Below are 22,723 nucleotides of genomic sequence, written 5' to 3'. Positions count from 1 at the left end.
GTCCAGCGGAATGCTTCGGGAGGACGCATGAAAGACGCGCTATTCGGTGAGGTTGAACAGGAATATGGGTGGACGGGAAAATGCTCATGGTCGATCTTCGGCCGTGAGGTGGTCACTCGCTTGGACATTCCATTCCATGAGCCCGACGAGGTTGAGAAGTATCAACGGGATGCCTTTGCTGCATTTGAGCAGCGCAAAGGTTTGTTCGGGGAGCTCGCTGAAGAAGCGATTTTTCGATATTATCGAAAAATCCTTCCAGAGTATCGTGAACGGTTCGGGCAATTTGCTGATGAATGGGCCCCTGAAGTTAAAACATTAGGGGAACTGGCTTCCTTGGTGACTCCAGAGGGGGTCATAGTCCAGCAATCGTTCAGAGATCCACCCGAGAGAATTATAGGCCTGCTTTTTCAATGCACTTGGGATACGAGCTTAGGATTGGCGGTGAAGTTTATAGACGAGCGCCTAAGCGAAGTGGGTACACAAGATATCGTGCTTTGAGGCGGCACCGCCCAAACAGCGAGCCAGCAAGGCTGATCCCCCATAGTGCGCACGGGCTGCGAACGGCCTGGTTGCGGTCATTTCCCGGCGATCTATGCTGCCGCAATGAAGAAGGGACATGGCCTGACGCACGCGTTGCAGCGGATCAGCCGTGAGCAACTCGAAAGCATGGCGACTCGATCGCTGACCCTAGCAAACGCCAGTCAGCTCACGCTCGACCGAAGCAATCAGGCCGATCAGGTCTCGAGGAATAGGTGAGTCGGCATAAGCGGTGGCGACCTCCAACGGATCAATCTGACCGTTTGGTATGGCCTTGCTCCCGAAGCCTCCAACTACGTATCGAGCAAAGAATCTTGAGCCGGGTATGTCGTTTACAAACCAGTGGCCGCCAAATTTCTGAACAAAATACTCGCCGACGAAATACATAATTCTGGTCACGACCCATGACCGGTCTTCCGCTGATATGGGCGCGGATTTAAACATGTCGTCGACTACGCCTAAAAAGCGTGAAGCTTCATTCAAGACGGTATGAGCTTGCTCCTGCCCAAGTCTCTGGATAAAATACACCAAGACTGGCATCATTTCTTGATAGAAATCGTCAAACTGGGTTTTGCGTCTCGCGAGGAGCGTGCTTTCGTCAGGTGTCATTTTATATCCGATAGATATCGCCTGTGATTGAATCTAACCAGCCAGCGCTCGGATTTCTACCCGACAATGCCGAAAGCGGGCGGTCGGAAATATTGCTCGGTTACCTTGAATCCAGAAGTAGGGGCGCGGCTGGAATGTTGAGGGGGTTGTCGAGATACCGCCTCGCGGTCGAAAGATTTTTGGGTTCTACAAGTATCTCGAGCGCCTGTTGAACCGGCGGCATCGCCTCTATTCGATCACGCTGGATGCCTGAGATGGCGCCGGCGCGGCACGGCTGTACGCGCATGGCGAAGTGATCGGGCAGGAGGTCGAGGGCGGCGCGGTGTATGACGTGCGGACGGCGCCGCGGGATTATGAGCGGGTCCAGCAGCGGGCGGGGTAGTGCGTAGACGCATAAGCGCTCGGGCAGCTAGCCGACCCGGCAGCGGACATTGTATTGCGACGTGAAGTACGCAACGATCCATCATGGTTCCAGATAAGCGCGCGCTCAAAATCTTGACTGACATGTTCTGGTCATCTGCGGGCTGGAAGCGCGATCCGACCGTGTCCCCCGAGGACTTCGCCTATGCCAAAGCGAAAGGATTGATGTTCGATCCAATTGCACTCACCCATGATGAGGCAGTCGCCGCAGCGATTGATGCCGTGCGCCGAACCAGTCAGGAATCAATTGCTCGCGCCTTCACGTCGAGCCTTGGATCACGCCGCCTCGACCTTCGCTCAGCGCTGGGAAGCTATGCGGTGGGCCACCATATGAAGGCGCACTCGAGGGTCGCCGCCGGCGGGATTGGTTGCGCCTATTGCGGCACATATGACAAGGCGAATGCTGACCCGAATATCCTCAACTTTGAACGGTTCAAGTGGGGAGGCGTCCGTCACGACCATCCCCAATATATCGCCTTCGACCTCGGGCTATTTGCTTCGCTTGAGAATGTCGTGCCGTCAAAGGACGATTATCGGATCCTGCGCTCCATTTTTGAGGCGGCAAAATCATTGCCCTCGACAGCGCGATTAAGCGATCTGGCGCAGGCGCTCTCCAAGTTATTGCCGTCCAACAACGCGGAACGGCGCACCCTGATAGGTATCTTGGGATATGCGGGCATCCTCGCCGATCCCGGTCGACCAGACTTTCGGAGACGCTTCGTACCTAGTGCAGAACGCGAGCACACTCCCTGGAGCAAAGATGACTGGCCTTACCCAGTCCAGTGGTGGAATGGGTCTTGCGGCCTGAACCAGTCGGCAGTTGACGAATGGTTCCCCGACCTTTGAGATGACTGCTCCGCCGGTCTTGCAGTTTTACGGTCTGGATCGCGAGCGCGCTCGCCGGGGCCGAGTATGGGGAAGATATGCGCGTGCAATTTCACGGGCTGCGGTTTGATCTGCCCCCCGAATGGGCAGATATCACGGGTGATTTGCCTGAGGGTTCCCCGCCGACATTATCCCGGCCCTTTGGGATCGGAGTCATTCAGTTTTCGACTGCGCGCTACAGCAGCGGTGCCAAGCCGGAAGTCACGCTTGAAGGTCTGCGGCAGCTCATCGCCGACCTTTGCTCTCGTCGCTCGTTGAATGCCGGGGAGCTGGAAGAGACAATCGGCCCGATCACGACCGTGGGATGTGTCACGGCAGCAGCAGATGAGTTGGTGGCGGCGTGGTACCTATCGAACGGTCGCGACATAGTTCTCGTCACCTACACATCGTCGGCTTCAGGCGAGCCCGATATGGTGGAGGAGTTAGGCCAAGCGCGACAGCTGGTCGCCACAATCGATTTTTGATGCCACTACTGTGGCGTAGCAAACACGCGCATGGCGAGGTGATCGGGCAGGGCGCGCGAGGGCAACAACGCGTCTACGACGTGCGGACGGCGCCGCGGGATTATGAGCGGTTCCAGCAGGCTTTAATCACATCAAGCGGGTCGGTGGTACCGACCCAAAGCGGCTGTTCGCGCCCCTTGCTGCCACGAGCGACAAGCCCTTACAACACCAGGCGAGGTGAGAATGGATCCCTTATTGCCGAATGCAGATCCGCCGGTTCGCCTGTCTCGCTGGGCTTCAATCCAGCGGCGACCAGTTCTCGTCTTCGTGATCGTTACCTTTCTGGTGTCCTATGGTCTTGGGATGCTGACCCTGTTCATCGTGGGCGCCGGGGGCTCGGGGATAAACGAGGTAGCGAAACTTTACCTGGGCAGGTTCTTCGTGGTGGTCGGGCCGACATGTGGCGCCATCACCGCCGTCGCCGCCACATCCGGCCGCTCCGCGATCCTGCCATTCCTCCGCCAACGCTTGTCCCCGCCAGTCTCCTGGTGGGTGATGTTCCTGCTGCCCCTGATTGGCATCGCGATTGTCACGGTCGCATATGTTGCAGCCGAATTGCCGCTTGAAGCTTGCGCCGGGGCGGTGGTTAAAGCCTGGCCTCTGCTGCTGGTGCATCTGGCCCTGCAGATCCTGATCGTCGGCGTGGGGGAGGAGTTGGGGTGGCGGGGATGGCTCATTCCCACTCTGACTTCCAGACACAGCCTGGCACGCGCTACCGCAATAACGGGCATGATCTGGTATTTCTGGCATTTGCCGATCTTGCTGGGCGGGATGGCCGATGCGTTTTGGTTCGCCCTGACGATCGGCGGCCTTTCGATCCTGTTTTCGCTCTTGTGGCGTTGGTTCGGCGGAAGCGCGCTTGTTCCGGCCTTTGCTCATGGATCGATCAATGCGCCGGTGTTCTTCTTCACCGCGATGTTGCCGGAGGCAGACCATGGTCTTGCATGGAGCATTCTGTCCGGAATGCTGGCTGCCCTGGGTTTGGTCGCCCTAAGCTGCACCGGGCGAGAGTGGACAAAACCTCAGATAGGCATCCGGCCTTCGGGCAACTGATTCCCTGGTTGGTCGGGCCACCGCCTCGCCTGGAACTCAGCTACCCTGAATCCAGAAATACGGGCGCGGCTGAATATTAAGAGGGGTGTCGAGATACCGCCTGACGGTCGAAAGATTTTTGGGTTCGACAAGCTTCTCGAGCACCTGATGAGCGAGGCAGGGGTTGTCCGAAGCCACCATCGCGACCGCGTATTTCAGGTTTCTAAGCTGACGCCACGAAAGCGCAGGCTCCGCCGCTTCCACCAGCGCCCAGAATACCGGCTGCCACAAGTCGATGGCGAATGGCTTTGCTGCCTGGAAGATTGAGAAAAGGGCCTCCGAACGGCTGCCCATATTGTCGATCGCGCGCGAAGCCTGGGTGCCTTTCACGAGCAGCTTTTTGGCGCGAGGCGCGTCACCGCGTTCGAGATAGGCTCTGATCGGCCACGCGGATACCGCGACCTGATTGAAGACCTGATCCTGCAAGTCCGCCGCACGCACTGCTTCCTTCAGGATCCGATGATATTTCTCGTCAGGCCAGTAACGTGCGACCTGAGACAGTGCCTGACATCTGAACCAGGGCGCCTCTATCGCTCGCGCGACACTCAGCGCCCGTTCGGGCTGATCCGGCGCGAAGCGGCTGGCCAGGGTTCTTGCTGCGGTCGACGTCATATCAGCGGCCTATCGAACAGGCGTTAATCGATTGCGGCAAATACCGGTTCGGCGGTCCGTCAGCTTGAGATGCGATCATCGTGCTGGAGCGCGAACGTCGGGAGCGGCGTCGCAGCGGCCATATCCCGCCTCAAGCCGGGCTGCTACGCTCCGCCCGTGACCCGAAGACGCACCACATTGATGGCTATTGTCGCTCTGTTGCTGTTGGGCAATATCGCATTCTTCACATGGTGGCAGCCCCGCACGGCGTCTGCGGAAGCGATCATCACCCATGTGGGAATAGATTCCTTGGTCATCGAAGTCGGCAAAGGCCAGCCTGCTGCAATCCTGCGGCGCAATGGCTGGAATCCTGATCCCGTTTCAGACTCGAGGGTGCATTTGGCTGCGGTCACCCAGACAGGGGCGCCGAGACAAATCACGCTGGTGAGCGCGCCAAGCTATAAGCAATTCATTCTATCTATTCGTGACTTACGCGCTCGCGGCATTTGCCATGTGGCGATTCTGGAGGGCGGTGCGTCCGTCCTGGGCGGGTCGCAATTTCCAAGCGGACGGGACGCGCCGACACTTGTTCTTTGCGGCAATTCGATCGGACATGAGGGATTCTTCGGCAGATTAGCGCCGGATACGCATATTCGAATCCGGCTGGGGCAGGCACTGCCGTAGACGATAACACAGCCGAACCAACGGGACGGATCGAACGCGAAAGCCGGCTGATTACCGGACGCACGCCACCATGATCAGGCCGGCTCGCCCCCAAGCTTCGCCCAGAAATCGCCCCGGTCGTTAGTGCGCGGGAAGGGGGTGTCTGGCACATCGACCTCGAGAAAGCGGCACAGCGGCTCCCAGCCCTCGGCCACGTCGAACACGAGCAGGCGGTTCGCCGGGATCGCTGCGCGGACCTCGGCCTCGCGCCGACGATAGGTGGCGATCGCCTTGTCCCTGGCGCCGAAATCGCCGGCGAAGGTCTGCACCCCGATCATTTCCATTATCGTGTCGCTCATCATGCGGATGTGCGGCGGCAGCTCCATCTCGGGATAGATCGCCAGGAATTTGCCGATGGTGGCCGAGAAGCTCTTCCACCAGGATTCCTCGGGCCGAACGCTGTGGATGACCTTCGCGTCGGGATAGGCGGCGGCGAGCTCCTGCCAGACATGCGCGCCGGGCCAGTCGACCTGTGACGAGAAGCCTTTGAAGACGCGGTCGTGATCGAGCGTCCCGTGCTCGGCAAAGGCCGACCAGAGCGTGATCTGCTCCTGGCTCGGGAACACCTCCTCCATATGGTGGCAGGGGCCATGGCCGAGCAACTCGAGTGCATCCTTCAACGACCGGGTGCCCGTACGGCCGAAACCGGATCCGATAACTGAAAGTGCCATGATGTCCTCCCCGATCGTTACGCCATCGTATCATGCAAGGGCGGGGCACTCACGCCCTTTTGCTTGAGTATGGAGGCGAGGTAGTTGACTAGGAAACCATTATGGGTTAGTTTCCTAGTCAACTAATGGGTGACTTATGACGCGAATGCCCGACCCGAGCCCTCTCGAAGCCAGTCTCGGCCATTGGCTACGCTCCGCGTCGAACCAGGTCTGGCACGGCTTGAGCCAGAAGCTGGCGGCGCGGGACGTGACTGCAGCTGAATGGGTGCTGCTGCGGATGATTTACGCTCATGACGTCGGCGCGCCGAAGCGGCTGGCGCGGGATCTCGGGATGACCAAGGGGGCGATCTCGAAACTGGTCGATCGGCTGGCGGGGAAGGGGCTGGCGAGCAAGGCGCCGATGACGTCGGATCGCCGGCATCAGGATGTGTGGCTCACGCCTGCCGGGCGCGCGCTGGTGCCTGAGCTGGCGGCGTTGGCCGACGCCAACGATGCTGAATATTTTGGGCATCTGAGTGTGACGGAGCGGGAGATGCTCGAAAGCTTGCTCCGCGGTGTCGTTCAGCGGAGGGGCCTCGGTGATGAGAGTCGCCAGCAGGAGAACCGAGCTGCATAGGACGGAGACAAGCTTACATCGTTTCGCACGACACGAGTTCGACGCTCGTCAGGTTGCAGCGGCAGCAGGTAAGGGACATCGAGAACCAGCCGAACCCATCGGGCCATCGTTCGGAGTCGAATTCGTCACCTACCTCGGCGATGAAGTCGTGCCGCCCCTCGGTCTGGATCGTGATGAAACCTGTGTGGGCGAGATAGCCGCATGCCTCACACGGCCATGCCGTCAGGGTCGGGCGAGGAAGAGCCGCCTGTTCATCGTCATGGCATATGAAGCCGTTCCACCCGTGGAAATCGACGTCGAGGAGTAGATTGTCTGTCGAGCAGGTGATGCAGCGCGCAGCGACCAGGAAGAAATATCTCCCGTTGATCTCGGCGGTGCAGGGAACCTTCTGACCATTGTAGAGATGGGTTTGGCCAGGATACAAAAATTGAAAACGTCGCTCGCTGCATGCGCATTGAACTGCGGCGACCAGAGGCTTCTCATCGATTGCGCTATCGAGAGGAACCGCCAGCCCGCGCAGATGGGAGGGAATTGGCATCATTCTGATATCTCCATCCCGTTGGGTTATTAAGTGCGGAGCCGTTCGTCTGTTTTCGCATTCTCCCAGAGCGCTTCCTTGCCTTCCAGATCCAACCCCACGAACGCGTCGCCTGCCTCAGCCTCCATCGCCTTGAAGCGCCGCTCGAATTTCGCGTTCGCACTCCGCAAGGCCGCCTCGGCGTCGACCCCCAGGTGCCGGGCCCAGTTGACCACCGCGAACAGCAGGTCGCCGATCTCTTCTTCGCGTTCGGCGGGGGAGGCGGCGTCGATTTCAGCGATTTCCTCGAAGACTTTCGCGCGCGGCCCTTCGGCATCGGGCCAGTCGAAGCCGGTGCGTGCCGCGCGCTTCTGGAGTTTTTCGGCGCGGAGCAGGGCGGGCAGGCCGATCGCGACGCCGTCGAGCGCGCCGCTGTCACCCTTTGCCTCGCGCTCGTCGGCCTTTAGCCGTTCCCAATGCTGGGCGTGGCCGCCGGGGCTGTCGCCGAAGACGTGCGGGTGGCGGCGCTCCATCTTGTCGCTGATGGCCGCCACGACGTCAGGCAGCGCGAACAGGCCGGCTTCCTCGGCCATGCGGCTGTGGAAGACGACCTGGAGGAGCAGATCGCCGAGCTCGTCCTTGAGATCGGCCATGTCGTTGCGGGCGATCGCGTCGGCGACCTCATAGGCTTCCTCGATCGTGTACGGCGCGATTGTCGAGAAATTCTGGGCAACGTCCCAGTCGCAGCCGGTTTCCGGATCGCGCAGGCGGGCCATGATGGTGACGAGGCGGTCGATCATGCGGCGGTGCGCCCAAAGCTGACGTCATGCCGGACTTGTTCCGGCATCCACCGTGCCGCTGGTGTCGCAGCCGTTGAGAGTGTGGCCCGGTGGACCCCGGAACAAGTCCGGGGCGACGGTAGGGATTGGAGGGGGAGTCTCCCAGCAGCTGCATCGGTCAGTTTGATAATACACATTATGTTAAATTCAGATGTGGACTTCGAGGTAGGCTCAGGGCCCGATCGAAGCCCCCTATCCACCGAAAAACCCTCTCAGCCCGGCGCCGGCGCCAAAAGCCTGCTGCCAGAGCACCACCAGCACGAACAGCACGCTGAAGATCGCCACCCACGCCAGCGCCATCTTGAAGCTGTCCTTCATCGGGATCCGCCGCGCCACCAATGCCGATATCGGCAGGATCAGCCACAGCCCGTAATAGAGAAAGTCAGCGTAGCGATCGTTCATGGCGTCACCTCGAGCCCGTCATAACCGGGTTCGACACCAGCCGGAAGCTCGCCGACCAGCGTCCCATAGTCCATCGACTGGTCCATATGGATCAGCGCGGCCCGGCGTGGCCGCAATTGTTCGATCCAGCCGAGCACGGTCGGCACATCGGGATGCGTCGGATGCGGACGATAGCGCAGCGCATCGACCACCCAGACGTCAAGTTGCTGATACAGACTTATCATATCGTCGGTTAAGATATTGAAATCGGTAGCGTAACCAATCGATTTTCCGGCATGCTCGAAGCGCAGCCCGGCGGATTCGATATTGCCGTGCGGCTGGCCGACCGAGCGGATCATGACGTCACCGATCATGATTTCTGCCGGCAGATCCTCGATTATCACCGTCGGCGGATAGCCGTCGCGGCCCTGGAAGACATAATCGAAGCGCTCCTCGAGCACCGCACGCGTCGCCGGTCGCGCCAACCCACGCACCGGACCGCGGAGCGTGTGGTAGATCTGGCGCAGATCGTCGATACCATGGGTGTGGTCGGCATGGTCGTGCGTCCAGATCACCGCATCGACCGTGCCGACGTCAGCCGCCAGCAGCTGCTCCCGCATATCCGGGCCAGTATCGATAAGGATGCGCGTGGTTGCGGTCTCGACCAGCGCCGAGGTGCGGGTGCGGCGGTTGCGCGGCTCGGTCGGGTCGCAATCGCCCCAGTTATTGCCGATCCGCGGTATGCCTGACGACGTGCCCGAGCCGAGGATGCGGATCTTCACGCGGCGCTTCTCATACTGACGTCTTGGCGAACAGACGGCGGAAATTGGCTGACGTCACCTCGGCCAGCGTGGCGAGATCCTCGCCGCGCAGCTTCGCCAGGAACTCAGCCGTATCAGCGACATAGGCCGGCTCACCGGTCTTGCCCCGATGCGGTACCGGGGCGAGAAAGGGTGCGTCGGTCTCGATCAGCAGGCGGTCGAGGGGCAGCCTGGCGGCGGTTTCCTGCAGGTCCTTCGCGTTCTTGAAGGTCACGATGCCCGAGATCGAGATATAGAAGCCGAGCTCAAGCGCGATATCGGCAAAGGCCCCGCTCGCGGTGAAACAGTGGATGACGCCGGGATAGGCCCCCTTCCCCATTTCCTCGCGCAGGATGTCCGCCGTGTCATCCTCGGCATCGCGGGTGTGGACGACGATCGGCAGCCCGGTCTCGCGTGACGCGGCGATATGGGCGCGGAAGCTCGCGCGCTGCCGGTCTCGGTCGCTGTGATCGTAATAATAATCGAGCCCACTCTCGCCGATGCCGACGACACGGGGATGCTGTGCACGCTCGATCAGCCGCTGCGTGCCGACATCGGGATGTTGATCGGCTTCATGCGGGTGGATGCCGACCGTGGCCCAGACATCGGGCTCGCGCTCGGCTGTGGCGATCACCGCGTCCCATTCGCTTTCGCGGGTCGAAATGTTGAGCATCGCGGTGACGCCGCGTGCCCGGGCCCGGGCCAGGACCTCGGGCTGTTGCTCGCCCAGGCCCTTATAGTTGAGGTGGCAATGGCTGTCAGCGAACATCAGCTCGGCTCCGCCTCGAGCTCGAGCCGCGGGAACACCCCGCTGGGCGCCGGCAATATTGTGCCCGCAGCGACCGGCCGGGCGAGCGCGTCGAAGTTTCGTGCGTCAGCACTCTGGCCGAGCAGATCGAGCAGGCGGTCGGCACCGTCCGGGATCGCCCAGCGTGCCATGATCGCGATCCGGCGCACTGCCTCGATCGTGAAGTGCAGGATGGTGTCGGCGCGCTCGGGATCGGTCTTGCGCACGCTCCACGGCGCTGCGTCGGCGAAATACTGGTTCGCATCGCGCGCAGCCGACCACACTGCCTCAAGCGCGTTGTGGATGGCGAGATCGCCCATTGCAGCGTGCAGGCCGGCTTCCGCGGCGGAGATGCTGGCCATCAAGGCTTCATCCGCTTCGGACGGCGCGCTTGCTGGCGGCACGACACCACCACAATTCTTCGCGACGATGGAGAGGCAGCGTTGCGCCAGATTACCGAGATTGTTCGCGAGATCGGCATTGCAGCGGGTGACGATCGCCTCTTCCGAATAGCTCCCGTCCTGGCCGAAGCTGACTTCGCGCAGGAGGAAATAGCGCAGGGCATCGACGCCGAAACGTTCGACCAGCTCGATCGGATCAGTGACGTTGCCGACCGACTTCGACATCTTCTCGCCGCGGTTGAGCAGGAAGCCATGCCCGAACACCCGTTTCGGCAGCGCAAGCTTTGCCGACATGAGGAATGCAGGCCAATAGACCGCGTGGAAGCGCACGATATCCTTGCCGATCACGTGCAGATCGGCCGGCCACCAGCGCGCGACCTCGTCCGGCTGGTCGGGATAGCCGGCGCCGGTCAGATAATTGGTCAGCGCGTCGACCCAGACATACATCACATGTCCCGGGCTGCCGGGCACCTTCACCCCCCAGTCGAAGCTGGTCCGCGAAACCGACAGATCGGACAGCCCGCCCTCGACGAAGCGCATCACTTCGTTGCGCCGCGCCTCGGGCAGGATGAAATCAGGCTGGGCCGCATAGAGATCGAGCAAGGGCTGCTGATATTTCGACAGCTTGAAGAACCAGGTCTCCTCGGCAGTCCATTCGACCGGCGTGCCCTGCGGGGAAAGCTTCCCCCCTTCCCCGTCTACCAGCTCCTTCTCGTCGTAAAACGCCTCGTCGCGGACTGAATACCAGCCTTCGTAGCGATCCATATAGAGATCGCCCGATGCCGCCATTGCCTCCCAGATGGCGGCGCTGGCGGCATGATGCGCCGGCTCGACGGTGCGGATGAAACGATCATAGGAGATATTCAGTCTGTCATCCATAGCTTTGAAATAGGATGACATTTCATCAGCAAGCGCGCGCGTTTCAACGCCGCGGTCGCGCGCTGTCTGGACCATCTTCAGGCCATGCTCGTCAGTTCCGGTCTGGAACCGCACATCGCGCCCCGCCTGGCGATGATAGCGCGCGATCGCATCGGTCGCGATCGCCTCATAGGCATGGCCGATATGCGGGCGTCCGTTCGGATAGCTGATCGCGGTGGTGATATAATAAGGTTCGCCCATGCCGGGCCTGTTAGCGCGGTTCTTTCGCGACTGGAACCACCGGCTGCCGCTTTGCGGTTCAGTTCTTTTGCCTGGCTTCGTCAGCGAGCCTTGCCGCGAAAAGCCCGGCGAATTTGTCGGCATAAGCGCGGCATGCTCCGGGATCGATGAAGGGATTCGACGCCGCGTGGCGTTGCAGCTGCCGGAATTTGACGTCTCCGCCCGACTGGTTGGGATGTGCAGTCAGCAGGATGTCGCACGGCATGTGACGCATTACGGCAAAGGTGCGGGTGAAGGCAGCGCGGGTCGGTGCGTTGGCTGGTGCGGAGAAGCGATAGGCGTCGGCTGAAATAGGGTTCAGGCTCGAGGCGAAGACCATGTTGAGGCATTTCGACCCCTCGCAGGAGCGCCAGGTCCAGCTCATGCTGCCGGGCGTGTGGCCTGGCGTCGCCCGCGCGGTGATCGCTGTCTTGCCGAGCAGGATCATCTCGCCATCCTCGACCACGCGGATCTTCGCGACGGGCGAAAAGCCTGGGACGAGGCCGGCCTGGGGATCGTCAGCGTCGCTATGCCCCTGGCGGAGCACGCGCGCGGCCGGGCCGCTCGCCACGACGGTCGCGCCGCTGTCCCGGGCGAGCGCGGCAAGACCGCCGGCATGGTCGGCATGCGGCTCGGTGCTGAGGATCAGCTTGATGTCGCGCACCCGGAAGCCGAGCTTGCGGATATTTGCTTCGACGGACCCAACCGCCTGGGGCACCGCGCCGTCAATCAGGATCAGGCCGGCATCGGTGCGGATGAGTGCGACATTGAGCCCGCCAAAGCCCACAAGATAAGCATTGCCATAGATGCGCGCGGGCGGCTGCGGCGTCAGCCAGCGCGTGGCTGCTTCCGGCATGATCGGGCGGGTCAGCGGATCGTCCGCGGCCGCTGACGGCGTCTGGATTGCGCCGAACAGCGTGGCTGTAGCGAGGGAAATGGCCAGTGTTCGTCTTTGCTTCATCGTCGATCTCCGCTTCAGTGCGGCAAGGATCGACGCGATCAGCGGGCGACACAAAGCATCAAATCTCGAACGAGCCATGAGAAGCATTCATGGCTGACGACGAGAGCGCCCTGCTCTCCTGAACAGCCTTCTCTCGAGATCGCGGCGCACGATATCCGTTGTCCGGCGCTGTGCTTTGAAAGCCAGGTGCATGTCGTGAGAGTATGGGGGTGAGGCAGCGAAGAGATTCGCGCTTCATCGCTGCGCCCCGAAATATTACAGGGCAATAATAATTTATATGACAATATCGTCATATATTTTACACGAACCCTATCGTTCTTATATTGGTAGATATCTGGACTCAGTCGATAATCTGACGCTGATTAAGCGATAATGACGCGAAAATGATCGTACGATGCCAATAATGTTACAGAAGCTGTAACATTACTGTCCTCTTTCCCCTGTAGCGGCCTCCTCGGCAGGACAAAAACGTCCGTTCCCAAGGGGTATGACTCATGCACTATCTATCGGCCTCCAAGCTGCGGCTGCTCGTCGGCACCGCGCTGCTGGCTACCACGATTTCGCCGGCTCTCGCGGAAGTCACGCCGCCGGCAGCTCCAGTTGCGGAGGACGCCGCCGCTGCACAGCCGGCCGCCGCCGAACCCCAGTCGACTGAGGGCGCCCAGATCCAGGACATCGTCGTCACCGCCACCAAGCGCGAGACCAATCTTCAGTCCACCCCGATCGCCATCTCGGTGATGAGCTCCAAGTCGCTGGCCGATCGCCATGTGCAGAGCCTGTATGACCTTGCTGACGGCGGCGTTCCGTCGCTGCGCGTCGCGACCTTCGAGGCGCGCCAGTCGGCGCTGACCGTCGGCATCCGCGGCATCGTCCCACTCGACGCCAACCAGCCCGCCCGCGAGCAGGGCGTCGGCATCTATATCGACGGCGTGTATCTCGGCCGCCAGCACGGCCTGAACGCCGGCCTGTTCGACATCGAGCGAATCGAAGTCCTGAAGGGCCCGCAGGGTACCCTGTTCGGCCGCAATACCGAAGGCGGCGCGCTGAGCATCGTCGCCAAGGCGCCGAGCGGCAAGTTCGACGGCCGCTTCAGCGCCGGCTACGGTAATTTCGGCGCCTATAATCTGGACGGCCATATCGACCTGCCCGAGTTCAAGGGCTTCAGCGTGAAGCTCGACGGCATCATCCAGCACCAGAACGCGACCACCAAGGATCCGATGCTCGATTCGGTCGGCTGGAATTATTATGACCGCCAGGGCTTCCGCGCCGCTGTACGCTGGCAGCCGACCGACGGCATCACGGACGATTTCTCGTACGACGTGGCGACCGACAAGAACACGCCGTTCTACAGCCAGCTGCTGACGGGCGTGAACCCCTACAATTGCGCTGCCGGAGCGCAGTCCGCCTCTCCAAACTGCGTGTTGCCCGGGACGGCTTTCACCGGCCTCGCCTTTACCGGATCGCAGACGGCGGTTCGTCCGCTCCTGCCAGGCGAAGTCGTCAACGGAACCACGCGCATGGACGTCGCCGATATCGGCGTGCCGCAGCAGGTCAGCGTCGACAAGACTCACGGCTTCACCAACACCCTCAAATGGAAGGTCGCTCCCGAGCTCGAGCTGCGCTCGATCACGGCATGGCGCGGCGTCTCGGCGACTCAGTGGGATAACTCCGGCGGCGCGCACCGTGTGCCGCTCGTCAACCTGACGGCTTCGTGCACCACGGCGGCGCCGTGCGCCTTCAGCCGCTATAGCCTTGCCGATCTCGATCAGCATCAGTTCAGCCAGGAATTCCAGGCAGTCGGCTCGATCGCGAACTTCGATTATGTCGCTGGCCTCTATTATTTCAACGAGCATGTCAGCGACGATGCGGCAACGCCCAATTCCGTCGGCGCTATTGCGATCGTGAACGGCGGCGTGGTGACAGGCGCAAATTATGTGGGGATCCCCTACTGCACCGCCAGCACGCCCCTCTTCGTCGGCAAGGCGGTCAACGGCTGCTCGATCGACCGCGCATCGGAAGTCTGGTCGAAGAGCTATGCCGCTTACGGCCAGCTCACCGGCAATTTCCTCGACAACAAGCTCCATGTGACGGTCGGCGGACGCTACACCAAGGACGAGAAGCGCGGCGTCCTGCATTTCTCGCGCAACATCAACTACGACACCGCGCCCGCGGCCACACTTGCCCTCCAGAACTATGCGCCGCTCGACAAGACCTGGAACCGCTTCAATCCGATGGCGACCATCGCCTATGATTTCAGCGAGAACATCCACGCCTATGCAAAATATTCGACCGGCTATCGTGCCGGCGGCGCCAGCTCGCGCACGTCAGACTACCGCGCCTTCGACCCCGAAGACGTCAAATCCTATGAAATCGGCCTGAAGAGTGATTTCTGGGATCACAAGGCGCGTTTCAACCTTGCCGCCTATATCATGGAGCGCAAGGGCAGCCAGGTCGACCTCAGCACCATCCAGCCGACCGCGACCGGCAACTTCAACAATCTGGTCACCTTCAATGCCCCGGGCACGACCAAGATCCGCGGCATCGAGGCTGACCTGACGGTGCAGCCGATCACCGGGCTGACGCTGAACGCGTCCTATGCCTATACCTATACCGACATCCCAGCGGTTCCGATCAAGTACACGGAATACACGTCGGCGGGCGTTCCGACCGGCAATTCGACCACGGTGCTGCAGAAGTTCTACATCGTGTTCACGCCGCGCAATGCGGCGAGCGGCTCGATCGATTACAGCTTGCCGATCGGCGATGGCGGCACCGCGGCGAAACTGCACCTCGACGCGAACTACTCACAATCGACTCAGTCGTTCGACCAGTTCGCGACCCACAACGATGCATCGTTCATCGTGAACGGCCGCTTCTCGCTGGCGGACATTCACACGGCCTACTCCAAGGTGACCTTCAGCGTCTGGGTCCGCAACATGTTCGACAAGCAATATGTCTTCCGTCGCGACCCGTCGAACAGCCTGCCGGCTGTCCAGACCGGCAATGTTTTTGTCGGTTCGCTGAACAACATCCTGGGCGATTACGGCAACTTCAATGCGCCGCGTACCTTTGGTGCCGAGATCAGCGCGAAGTTCTGATTTTTCTCCGGCACGGCCAGCGTTCGCGCTGGTCGTGCCCGGCCCCCAACCTCCCGGTTCGCGGTTCGTCCGCGGGCCGGGATTTTTTTGGCTCAGCTCCGGTCGGTGATCATGTAGCCGACGCCGCGGATCGTGACGATCGGATCGCGCTCGCCGGGGTGGTTGAGCTGGGCGCGCAGACGGCGGACATAGGATTCGACGATATTGGTTGCCGGTATGGCGTCATAGTTCCAGACGTTGCGGTAGAGCATTTCCCTGGTGACGGTCGCGTTCGCGTTGCGGATGAGCTCGCAGAGCAGCTGGAACTCGAGCTTCCGCAGCTCGAGCGCCCGCCCCGCGCGGGTGGCGCGGTGCTTCACTTCGTTCACGGCGATGTCGCCGATCCGCATCACGCCTGACTCGTTGCTCCTCGCGGCGCGGCGCAGGATGGCGCGCAGCCGGGCGTCGATTTCCAGCGCGGCGGCGGGTTTGATCAGATAATCGTCAGCCCCTGCGTCCAGGCCGGCCACGCGCTGTTCCACCTCGCCAAGCAGGCTGAGCATGATGATCGGCACTTCGATGCCCCGCTCGCGCAGGCGTCTGGTGACCTCGATTCCATCGACATAGGGGGCGAGCCTGTCGAGCAATATGGCATCGAACGCGCCGTCGCTGGCCATCGCGAGTGCCGCCCGCCCGTCCGGCGCGACCATGGCGTCATGGCCGAAACCGGCGAGCCCGGAGACCAGGCGCTCCGCCTCGCGCGCATCGTTTTCGACCACGAGAAGTCGCATGTATCGGCCCTGCTCCCTTGTCGGCGAGCGCGTCTTATGCGCTGCGGGGGCGATCGCCAACCTGGGCCTAGCTTCCCGCCTGTTTCTTCGGTGCCGCCGGTTGCGGAAGCGGCGCCACGATTCCCGCCGTTACGAACACCGGCAGTGCAGGATCATAGCTGTTGCGTACGGTGACATGGTTGGGGCGCACCGCGACCCGCGCAATCGTCCACCGTCGGGATGGGCCGGCCGAGAAGACGAGCCGGTATTCGCCGGGTGGAAGCCCCTCGAAGCGATAGGTGCCGTCATTGTGGATCGCGGCCGAGCGCCTCAGGCCCGGGGCTTCTACGGTAACCCGCACCGCCTTTCCGGCGGTCGAGACCGATCCGACGATCGCTCCTGTGCGCGGCCCGGTCGCGGCACCCGCAGTTGCAAACAACAGCGCCGGCGTGATGATTGCCGCCATCAGCATCTTCCTTGTGCGCCCCGGCAGGGTGGCGACGCTGCCATCAGGCAGGATCGTCGCGCGTATGCAGGCCGGTTCCCGATTGCCGAGGAGCAGCGTGTCCGCCTCTTCAGGCGTATAGTGGCTGAGATCATGGACTTGCTTGTCACAGGCATCGCACAGTCGGGCGCGGCCATCCGCGTGCCCATCGGCGTGCATAGCCTCCCAGTCTTCGTGACAGGGTGCCGGAAACCAGATCTCGGTGTCAGCCATGCCTTTTCTCCTTGGGGGCAGGCTGAAAGCACGACGACACTGAGTCAAGTAAAAAGATACGTTATCTCATTACTATCATAACAACGCCCGGAGTGACGTCAAGACGCCACGGTTCCTATGGCATTGAGCTCGGCCAATATATCCGCCGACAACGCCAGCCCCGCCGCAGCGAGATTCTGCTGCAGATGGCTCACAGACGAGGTGCCGGGGATCAGCAGGATGTTCGGCGCGCGGTGGAGCAGCCAGGCGAGCGCCACCTGCATCGCGGTCGCGCCGAGCCGCCCCGCGACGTCGGACAAGGTCGAGGATTGCAGTGGGGTGAAGCCGCCGAGCGGGAAGAAGGGCACATAGGCGATGCCCTGCCCTGCCAGTTCGTCGATCAGGGCGTCATCGTTGCGGTGGACGAGGTTATAATGGTTCTGGACGCAGACGATTTCGGCGATGCCGCGCGCTTCGGCGACCTGGTCCGGCGTCACATTGCTTACCCCGAGATGGCGGATCAGCCCTTGCCGCTGCAGCTCCGCGAGAGTCTCAAACTGCGCGCCAATAGAAGCTTCACTTGGCCCGTGGACCTCGCCGACGCGCAGATTGACCACATCGAGCGCCTCCACGCCAAGATTGCGCAGATTGTCGTGGACCGCACTGGTGAGCTCGTCCGCGCTGAGCGCCGGAAGCCAAGATGCGTCCTCGCCACGCCGCGCGCCGACCTTGGTCACGATCACCAGGTCCTCGGGATAGGGCTGCAGCGCCTCGCGGATAAGCTGGTTCGTGATATGCGGGCCGTAAAAGTCGCTTGTGTCGATATGGTTGACCCCGGCCGCCACCGCCGCGCGCAGCACGGCGATCGCGGCGTCATGGTCGCGGGGCGGGCCGAATACGCCGGGCCCGGCAAGCTGCATTGCGCCATAGCCGAGGCGGTTCACCTGATGCGTGCCGAGCGTGAAGGTTCCCGCGGCTGCGATGTGGCTCATAATCTGTCTCCTGTGATGAGATGCGGATATGGCGGCGCTGGCGTTGCGCGATAAGCCATGTTAATCGGTACGCGTCGTGCTGGAAAACGTACAATGAAGATGGAACTCGATGATCTTGCCGCCTTTGTCGCGGTCGCCCGCGCCGGCGGCTTTCGCGAGGGAGCGCGGGCAAGCGCAACGTCAGCGTCGGGACTGAGCGAGGCGGTGCGGCGGCTCGAGGCAAGGCTCGGCGTTCGCCTGCTCAACCGCACCACCCGCAGCGTCGCCACGACTGAGGCCGGCGCGCGGCTGCTCGAGCGCCTGGCGCCTGTGCTCGGCGAACTCGAAGCAGCGCTCGACGTGGTGAATGACTTCCGTGATCGGCCGACCGGTACGCTCAGGCTCAACGTTCCCGGGGCCGTATCCCGCCTCGTGCTGCCCGCTATCGTGCCGCCCTTCCTGAAGGCCTATCCCGACATCAAGCTCGAAGTGACGGTTGAGGACAGTTTCGTCGATATACTCGCGGCAGGCTGCGATGCGGGCATTCGCTACGATGAGCGGCTCGAGCAGGACATGATCGCAGTACCGATCGGCCCCCGCACCCAGCGCTTTGCCACCGCCGCCTCCCCCGCCTATCTCGATCTGCACGGCCGCCCGCAACACCCGCGCGATCTGCTGGAACACGCCTGCCTCAGCATCCGCTTCGCCAGTGGCATGACGCCAAGCTGGGAGTTCGAGCGCGATGGCGAAATGGTGAAAATCGACCCCGCCGGGCCGCTGACGGTGCGCAGCGGCGCGGGCGCCGATCTCAAGGTCAGCGCGGCGATCGATGGCCTTGGCATTATTTATCTGTTCGAGGAGTGGTTGCGCCCGCATCTCGACAGCGGCGCGCTGGAGCCAGTGCTCGAACCCTGGTGGCAGTCCTTTTCGGGCCCGTTCCTATACTATCCCGGCCGGCGCCATCTGCCGGCGCCGCTCCGCGCCTTTGTCGACTTCATAAAGGCGGAGAATAAGATCAGCTAATCCGCTGAAAACTTATACTTCTCTGGCTCGCATCGACTGCCGTCAGCCTGACCTGAACGCCATCGCCGGGCGTGACGCCATGCGCATCGACCCGCGCCACGACGGGCAGATCGCGCAATTGAATCCGCGCGCCCCGCTCATCGACATCAGTGACGACCGCCGGAATGATCTGCCCGACGCTGTCCTTCAGCATCACCGCCTCAGCCAGATCGATCACCGCGCGGTCGATCTGCCCACCCAGGCTGTCAGCGTGCGCCATCACCTGCGGGAGTTGGGCAAAGGCGGACGTCACGACGTCAGGCACTGGCTGGCCATTGGCGATCGCAAGCGTCGCACGCACCACATAGCGGTCCGCGAGGCGGCGTAGCGGTGCTGTGGCATGGGCATAGGTTGCTGCCATCGCCGCGTGCCAGGGCACGACACCCTCGCGCCAGGGCACATAGGACGCGCCCTGCCCCGCCCGTCGGATCGCGAGCATGAAGGCCGCCTGTTTGGGAATGGTCGCATCGAGCGTCCGCGCATAGGCTTCGAGCGTCTCGCCATCAGGCCATGTCAGCCCGAAGGCACGTGCCGTGTGCCGCAGGCGCTGGACCGCATGCGCATCAGGTGACGCCATGACCCGGAACAGCCCGGTATGATGGGCCGCGAGCGCATCGGCGACGGCGAGGTTGGTCGCCAGCGAGAGCGCAGCGTTGCGGTCCTCCGACTGCAGCCGCGGGCTGAAGGCGAGCTGATAGCCGCCGCCGGTGACGGCATCGACTTCCTGCTGCGGCGGATCGACCCGCGCCGCACCGCGTCGGTCCTCGGCAGCCTGGATGCGGTCGGCGAGATCGGCAAAGCCGGCCGGCAGATCGCTGTCACGCACGCTGTCATAGGCGAGCTTGGCGGTACTGCGGATGATCGCACGCTCGGCGCCCTCGAGCTTCACGCCGCCGTCCGGCGCCACCCGAACCGTGAAGATCACCGCGGGCCGCGGCCCATCCGGCAACAGGCTGGCCGCGCCCTCGCTCAGCGCGCGGGGATAGAGCCCCGCCTTGCCGTCGGGCAGATACAGGGTGGTGCCACGACGCCATGCCTCAGCATCGATTGTGCCGCCATCATCGACGAACCAAGCCACATCGGCGATCGCATAGTGCAACAATAGATCGTCGCCGCTGCGATCGATCGTGAAGGCCTGGTCGAGATCAGTCGAGCTGGCCGGATCGAGCGTGACGAACGGCAAGGCGGTGCGATCGGCATGCTCTGTAGGCGCGCGCTTCGCGGCAGCCTCGGCAGCGGCGAGGACCTCGGCGGGAAAGGATGCAGGCACCTGAAACTGGGTGCGGATGGCCGCGAGGCCTTGCCCCAGGACGTTATCGGGATCGACCAGCGCTTTCATCACGCAAGCTGGTACACGGCGGATGCACGGCCGGGAAGCGCTCTATCCCGCAGCCTTCCCAACAGTCTGTTTCGCGCTCTCCGGTGCCTCGCCCGTATAGAAGAACAACTGCCCCTTGCCGCGCCCTTTTGCCCGGTAGAGCGCAGTGTCAGCGCAGGTGATGAGACGTTCGAGGTCCGACCCATCCTGCGGCGCGATCGCGATCCCGACGCTCACCGATATCCGCAATTCCTTGCCCTCGAACAGATAGGGCAGGCTCAGCTTCTTGATGATCCGCCGTGCGAGCATTTCCGCTTCGCTGTCCTCAGCGATCATGGTCTGGAGTATGACAAACTCGTCGCCGCCGAGCCGCGACACGGTGTCGCCCGTGCGAACCGTCGCCAGCAACCGGTCCGCCACCTCGCGCAGCACTGCATCGCCGGCGGGATGGCCATGCACGTCATTGACTGCCTTGAAGCCGTCGAGATCGAGGAAGTGCACAGCGAGATGGCAATTGGCCTTCGCCAGAATGGCGAAGTCGCGCTGGAAGGCCTCGCGCAGCCATAGGCGGTTGGGCAAATTGGTGAGTGCGTCGCGCCTCGCCAGCGAACTCAGATCATGCTTGGCGGTGAGGTGCGCGACCATATTGCGATAGAGATGGTCGAGGCTGTGCAGGCTGAGAAGCGCGGTAGTCGCCACCAGCAGCGCCTCGATCGTGAAGAACTCGGCGTGGAGCAGGCTGCCATTGTCCGTCAGCGCATGCAGCCCCAGGCCAATCACGGTCGGCACCACTGCCAGCAACAGGCTGGTTACGCAGATCACCGGCCGGATCGAGATACGGGCCACCACGCCGGCGCCAAAGCCGAATATGAGGCTCACCGCGACCATGTGGACCAGCGGATAATGGAACATCAGCATCCGCGCGTTGAACAGGCCAAGCAGCAGCGCAAAGGCATAATTGCCGATCGCATAGCGCCGCTCCCACTGCCTGATGATGGCGAGATCGCCGTCAGCCACGGTGCGGCGGCGATAACCACGGATCACGAACAGACGCAGCGCAGTCACGATCGCGCCGAGCGCTGACAGGGCGATGACGACCGGGTCGTGCCATTCCCATGCGACAAGCGCGGTCACCCCGACAAAGACGGCGCCCATATAGACGACCGGAATCGCCATGCTGAACAACATGTCGACCAGCTCGCGATATACGGCATCGGGTAATGGCGTGGCGGATCGAAAGCGATCGAGAAGGTGCCGGCTACCCGGCTTGAATTCCTGGCGCCTGTCCATCCCCTTTCGGGTAGCGTCGAAAGGGTTAATCGAATCCGACCAGGGGTACCCGTATTATCCCTTTGACGGCCGGAAGCGACGCTATCTCTTACCCCGGAACCGCGCCTCGTCCTCGGCGCCGGCGATCAGCGCCTGGGCGCGCCCGACCGCTGTGTTGATATCGTCGGCCCGCTTCATCGTCGCCGCTCGCTGATAGAGTGCAAGCGCGCCGGGATAATCCCCGCGCTGTTCGGCGCAGAGGCCGAGGTTGAAGACGGTCGAAAGCTGCCCCGGCTGCTCGCGGTCGATCTCTCCCCAGGCGGTGCATGCCGCCACGACGTCGCGTTGCGACAGCTTGACCACGTCCTTGAACCGCGCGCCGACCTCCTTGGAGAGGCCCGCCCGGTCCTCGCGAAAGCGGATGCGGTAGGTATCGCCATGCGGCGCGATCTCGCCGCGCACCTCATTGGCGATACCCGAGATCATCCCCGCGATCGTCGCCTCGGCGGTGCTTGGCGGGCTTTCGCCGGGGCACCAGCTCACGGTCTCGCTCCTTGGCTTGTTCGTGCTGTAGACGATCGCGCCGTCCGCGATGCGCACGATGCGCAACGATGCAGTCAGGCTGGTCGTCCGCTCAGTGCAGGGCACGGGGACATCGGCTTTCTTGATGCACTCCCCTTCCCGCTCGCCTTCCTTCGGCGCAGCGCGTTCGACGCACCGGTTGCGCGTAAGCTGGACCCTGTGCTCCTCCCAATCCGAATTGGCCGATCCGCTCAGCATGCCCTGAGCGCGCGCCGGCCCGACCCCGCCGCCGCCGAGCAGGGTGAAATGCGGCCCACTGCCATTGCTTGCCCCAGCGAGCGCGCTGGTAATCGCATTGGCGAGCTGCTCCCCGTCGCGGCCGCCGAAGCGGTCGATCGCTAGCTTCCTCAAATAGCTCGCCTCGCGATTCTGCGCCGGAAAGCGGCCACTGATGGTGATGGTTTCGGCAAGCGCACCTGCCGCAGTGGCGAGTGCAATGCTCGCAGCGGCGCTGAGCGCGACACGACGCGTGATAGAGTTGGCCATGGCGATTTCCCCGGGAATCGA

At 62.5% G+C, this 22,723-nt stretch carries 24 protein-coding genes; 8 read left to right on the top strand and 16 right to left on the bottom strand.

What is annotated here, in order from left to right:
- Nucleotides 1–27: 27 nt before the first annotated feature.
- Entirely contained in the window at nucleotides 28–498 is a 471-nt protein-coding gene (locus tag AC1DVS_RS21475) for a DUF6985 domain-containing protein (RefSeq protein WP_478026221.1), read from the top strand.
- A 189-nt stretch (nucleotides 499–687) separates the two neighbouring features.
- On the opposite strand, the gene AC1DVS_RS21470 is transcribed toward AC1DVS_RS21475, so the two are convergent.
- On the bottom strand, nucleotides 688–1,146 hold the full coding sequence (locus tag AC1DVS_RS21470; protein ID WP_478026219.1) for a hypothetical protein: 459 nt from the start codon (nucleotides 1,144–1,146) through the stop codon (nucleotides 688–690).
- A gap of 465 nt (nucleotides 1,147–1,611) precedes the next feature.
- On the opposite strand from AC1DVS_RS21470, the gene AC1DVS_RS21465 reads away from it, so the two are divergent.
- From AC1DVS_RS21465 to AC1DVS_RS21455, 3 genes are all read left to right on the top strand, one after another.
- Nucleotides 1,612–2,412, top strand: coding sequence for a hypothetical protein (locus tag AC1DVS_RS21465; protein ID WP_478026218.1), 801 nt, complete (start codon nucleotides 1,612–1,614; stop codon nucleotides 2,410–2,412).
- A gap of 77 nt (nucleotides 2,413–2,489) precedes the next feature.
- On the top strand, nucleotides 2,490–2,915 hold the full coding sequence (locus tag AC1DVS_RS21460) for a hypothetical protein (RefSeq protein ID WP_478026217.1): 426 nt from the start codon (nucleotides 2,490–2,492) through the stop codon (nucleotides 2,913–2,915).
- A gap of 222 nt (nucleotides 2,916–3,137) precedes the next feature.
- On the top strand, nucleotides 3,138–4,007 hold the full coding sequence (locus AC1DVS_RS21455) for a CPBP family intramembrane glutamic endopeptidase (protein ID WP_478026215.1): 870 nt from the start codon (nucleotides 3,138–3,140) through the stop codon (nucleotides 4,005–4,007).
- Nucleotides 4,008–4,043: 36 nt separating this feature from the next.
- Here AC1DVS_RS21455 and AC1DVS_RS21450 read toward each other — a convergent pair whose 3' ends face one another.
- On the bottom strand, nucleotides 4,044–4,487 hold the full coding sequence (locus AC1DVS_RS21450) for a hypothetical protein (protein WP_478026213.1): 444 nt from the start codon (nucleotides 4,485–4,487) through the stop codon (nucleotides 4,044–4,046).
- A 351-nt stretch (nucleotides 4,488–4,838) separates the two neighbouring features.
- On the opposite strand from AC1DVS_RS21450, the gene AC1DVS_RS21445 reads away from it, so the two are divergent.
- Nucleotides 4,839–5,321: a hypothetical protein gene (locus AC1DVS_RS21445; protein WP_478026211.1), complete on the top strand. Its 483-nt coding sequence runs from the start codon at nucleotides 4,839–4,841 to the stop codon at nucleotides 5,319–5,321.
- 74 nt (nucleotides 5,322–5,395) lie between these two features.
- On the opposite strand, the gene AC1DVS_RS21440 is transcribed toward AC1DVS_RS21445, so the two are convergent.
- Nucleotides 5,396–6,031 carry a sulfotransferase family protein gene (locus AC1DVS_RS21440; RefSeq protein WP_478026210.1) on the bottom strand — a complete coding sequence of 212 codons (636 nt, stop codon included), beginning with the start codon at nucleotides 6,029–6,031 and terminating at the stop codon, nucleotides 5,396–5,398.
- A gap of 145 nt (nucleotides 6,032–6,176) precedes the next feature.
- Here AC1DVS_RS21440 and AC1DVS_RS21435 point away from each other — a divergent pair, with 145 nt between their 5' ends.
- A complete protein-coding gene (locus tag AC1DVS_RS21435; protein WP_478026208.1) occupies nucleotides 6,177–6,647 on the top strand; it encodes a MarR family winged helix-turn-helix transcriptional regulator in 471 nt (156 codons plus the stop codon).
- A gap of 13 nt (nucleotides 6,648–6,660) precedes the next feature.
- Here the strand turns inward: AC1DVS_RS21435 and AC1DVS_RS21430 are convergent, their stop codons facing one another.
- The 7 genes from AC1DVS_RS21430 to bla form a co-directional block, all read right to left on the bottom strand.
- Nucleotides 6,661–7,071, bottom strand: coding sequence for a hypothetical protein (locus tag AC1DVS_RS21430; protein ID WP_478026206.1), 411 nt, complete (start codon nucleotides 7,069–7,071; stop codon nucleotides 6,661–6,663).
- Nucleotides 7,072–7,214: 143 nt separating this feature from the next.
- A complete protein-coding gene (mazG, locus tag AC1DVS_RS21425) occupies nucleotides 7,215–7,964 on the bottom strand; it encodes a nucleoside triphosphate pyrophosphohydrolase (protein ID WP_478026204.1) in 750 nt (249 codons plus the stop codon).
- A gap of 231 nt (nucleotides 7,965–8,195) precedes the next feature.
- Nucleotides 8,196–8,405: a hypothetical protein gene (locus tag AC1DVS_RS21420; RefSeq protein ID WP_478026203.1), complete on the bottom strand. Its 210-nt coding sequence runs from the start codon at nucleotides 8,403–8,405 to the stop codon at nucleotides 8,196–8,198.
- Nucleotides 8,402–9,166 carry an MBL fold metallo-hydrolase gene (locus AC1DVS_RS21415; RefSeq protein WP_478026201.1) on the bottom strand — a complete coding sequence of 255 codons (765 nt, stop codon included), beginning with the start codon at nucleotides 9,164–9,166 and terminating at the stop codon, nucleotides 8,402–8,404. The genes AC1DVS_RS21420 and AC1DVS_RS21415 overlap by 4 nt, the downstream gene beginning before the upstream one ends.
- A 10-nt stretch (nucleotides 9,167–9,176) precedes the next feature.
- Nucleotides 9,177–9,953 carry a TatD family hydrolase gene (locus AC1DVS_RS21410; RefSeq protein ID WP_478026200.1) on the bottom strand — a complete coding sequence of 259 codons (777 nt, stop codon included), beginning with the start codon at nucleotides 9,951–9,953 and terminating at the stop codon, nucleotides 9,177–9,179.
- Complete coding sequence (metG, locus tag AC1DVS_RS21405) at nucleotides 9,953–11,491, bottom strand: methionine--tRNA ligase (RefSeq protein ID WP_478026199.1); 1,539 nt, start codon at nucleotides 11,489–11,491, stop codon at nucleotides 9,953–9,955. The genes AC1DVS_RS21410 and metG overlap by 1 nt, the downstream gene beginning before the upstream one ends.
- Before the next feature lie 58 nt (nucleotides 11,492–11,549).
- Entirely contained in the window at nucleotides 11,550–12,470 is a 921-nt protein-coding gene (bla, locus tag AC1DVS_RS21400) for a subclass B3 metallo-beta-lactamase (protein ID WP_478026197.1), read from the bottom strand.
- A 494-nt stretch (nucleotides 12,471–12,964) separates the two neighbouring features.
- Here bla and AC1DVS_RS21395 point away from each other — a divergent pair, with 494 nt between their 5' ends.
- Complete coding sequence (locus AC1DVS_RS21395) at nucleotides 12,965–15,568, top strand: TonB-dependent receptor (RefSeq protein WP_478026195.1); 2,604 nt, start codon at nucleotides 12,965–12,967, stop codon at nucleotides 15,566–15,568.
- A 92-nt stretch (nucleotides 15,569–15,660) separates the two neighbouring features.
- Here the strand turns inward: AC1DVS_RS21395 and AC1DVS_RS21390 are convergent, their stop codons facing one another.
- From AC1DVS_RS21390 to AC1DVS_RS21380, 3 genes are all read right to left on the bottom strand, one after another.
- Nucleotides 15,661–16,338 (bottom strand): response regulator transcription factor, encoded by a 678-nt coding sequence (locus tag AC1DVS_RS21390; protein WP_478026194.1) that lies wholly within the window; start codon nucleotides 16,336–16,338, stop codon nucleotides 15,661–15,663.
- Nucleotides 16,339–16,405: 67 nt separating this feature from the next.
- Nucleotides 16,406–17,035, bottom strand: a complete 630-nt coding sequence (locus AC1DVS_RS21385) for a carboxypeptidase-like regulatory domain-containing protein (RefSeq protein WP_478026192.1) — start codon at nucleotides 17,033–17,035, stop codon at nucleotides 16,406–16,408.
- A 98-nt stretch (nucleotides 17,036–17,133) separates the two neighbouring features.
- The gene (locus AC1DVS_RS21380; RefSeq protein ID WP_478026190.1) at nucleotides 17,134–18,006 is read right to left on the bottom strand and encodes an aldo/keto reductase family oxidoreductase; all 873 of its coding nucleotides are present in this window, start codon (nucleotides 18,004–18,006) and stop codon (nucleotides 17,134–17,136) included.
- 93 nt (nucleotides 18,007–18,099) lie between these two features.
- On the opposite strand from AC1DVS_RS21380, the gene AC1DVS_RS21375 reads away from it, so the two are divergent.
- Nucleotides 18,100–19,008, top strand: a complete 909-nt coding sequence (locus AC1DVS_RS21375) for a LysR family transcriptional regulator (RefSeq protein ID WP_478026188.1) — start codon at nucleotides 18,100–18,102, stop codon at nucleotides 19,006–19,008.
- Here the strand turns inward: AC1DVS_RS21375 and AC1DVS_RS21370 are convergent.
- From AC1DVS_RS21370 to AC1DVS_RS21360, 3 genes are all read right to left on the bottom strand, one after another.
- Nucleotides 19,001–20,386: an RNB domain-containing ribonuclease gene (locus AC1DVS_RS21370; RefSeq protein ID WP_478026186.1), complete on the bottom strand. Its 1,386-nt coding sequence runs from the start codon at nucleotides 20,384–20,386 to the stop codon at nucleotides 19,001–19,003. The genes AC1DVS_RS21375 and AC1DVS_RS21370 overlap by 8 nt on opposite strands.
- Nucleotides 20,387–20,428: 42 nt before the next feature.
- Nucleotides 20,429–21,655: a diguanylate cyclase domain-containing protein gene (locus tag AC1DVS_RS21365; protein ID WP_478026184.1), complete on the bottom strand. Its 1,227-nt coding sequence runs from the start codon at nucleotides 21,653–21,655 to the stop codon at nucleotides 20,429–20,431.
- An 81-nt stretch (nucleotides 21,656–21,736) separates the two neighbouring features.
- Nucleotides 21,737–22,702, bottom strand: coding sequence for a tetratricopeptide repeat protein (locus AC1DVS_RS21360; RefSeq protein ID WP_478026183.1), 966 nt, complete (start codon nucleotides 22,700–22,702; stop codon nucleotides 21,737–21,739).
- Nucleotides 22,703–22,723: the final 21 nt, after the last annotated feature.

This window comes from Sphingomonas sp. P3_C5 (assembly GCF_056402635.1).
The sequence above is the reverse complement of the archived record's forward strand: the minus strand, read 5'-3'. Positions and strand labels throughout refer to the sequence as shown.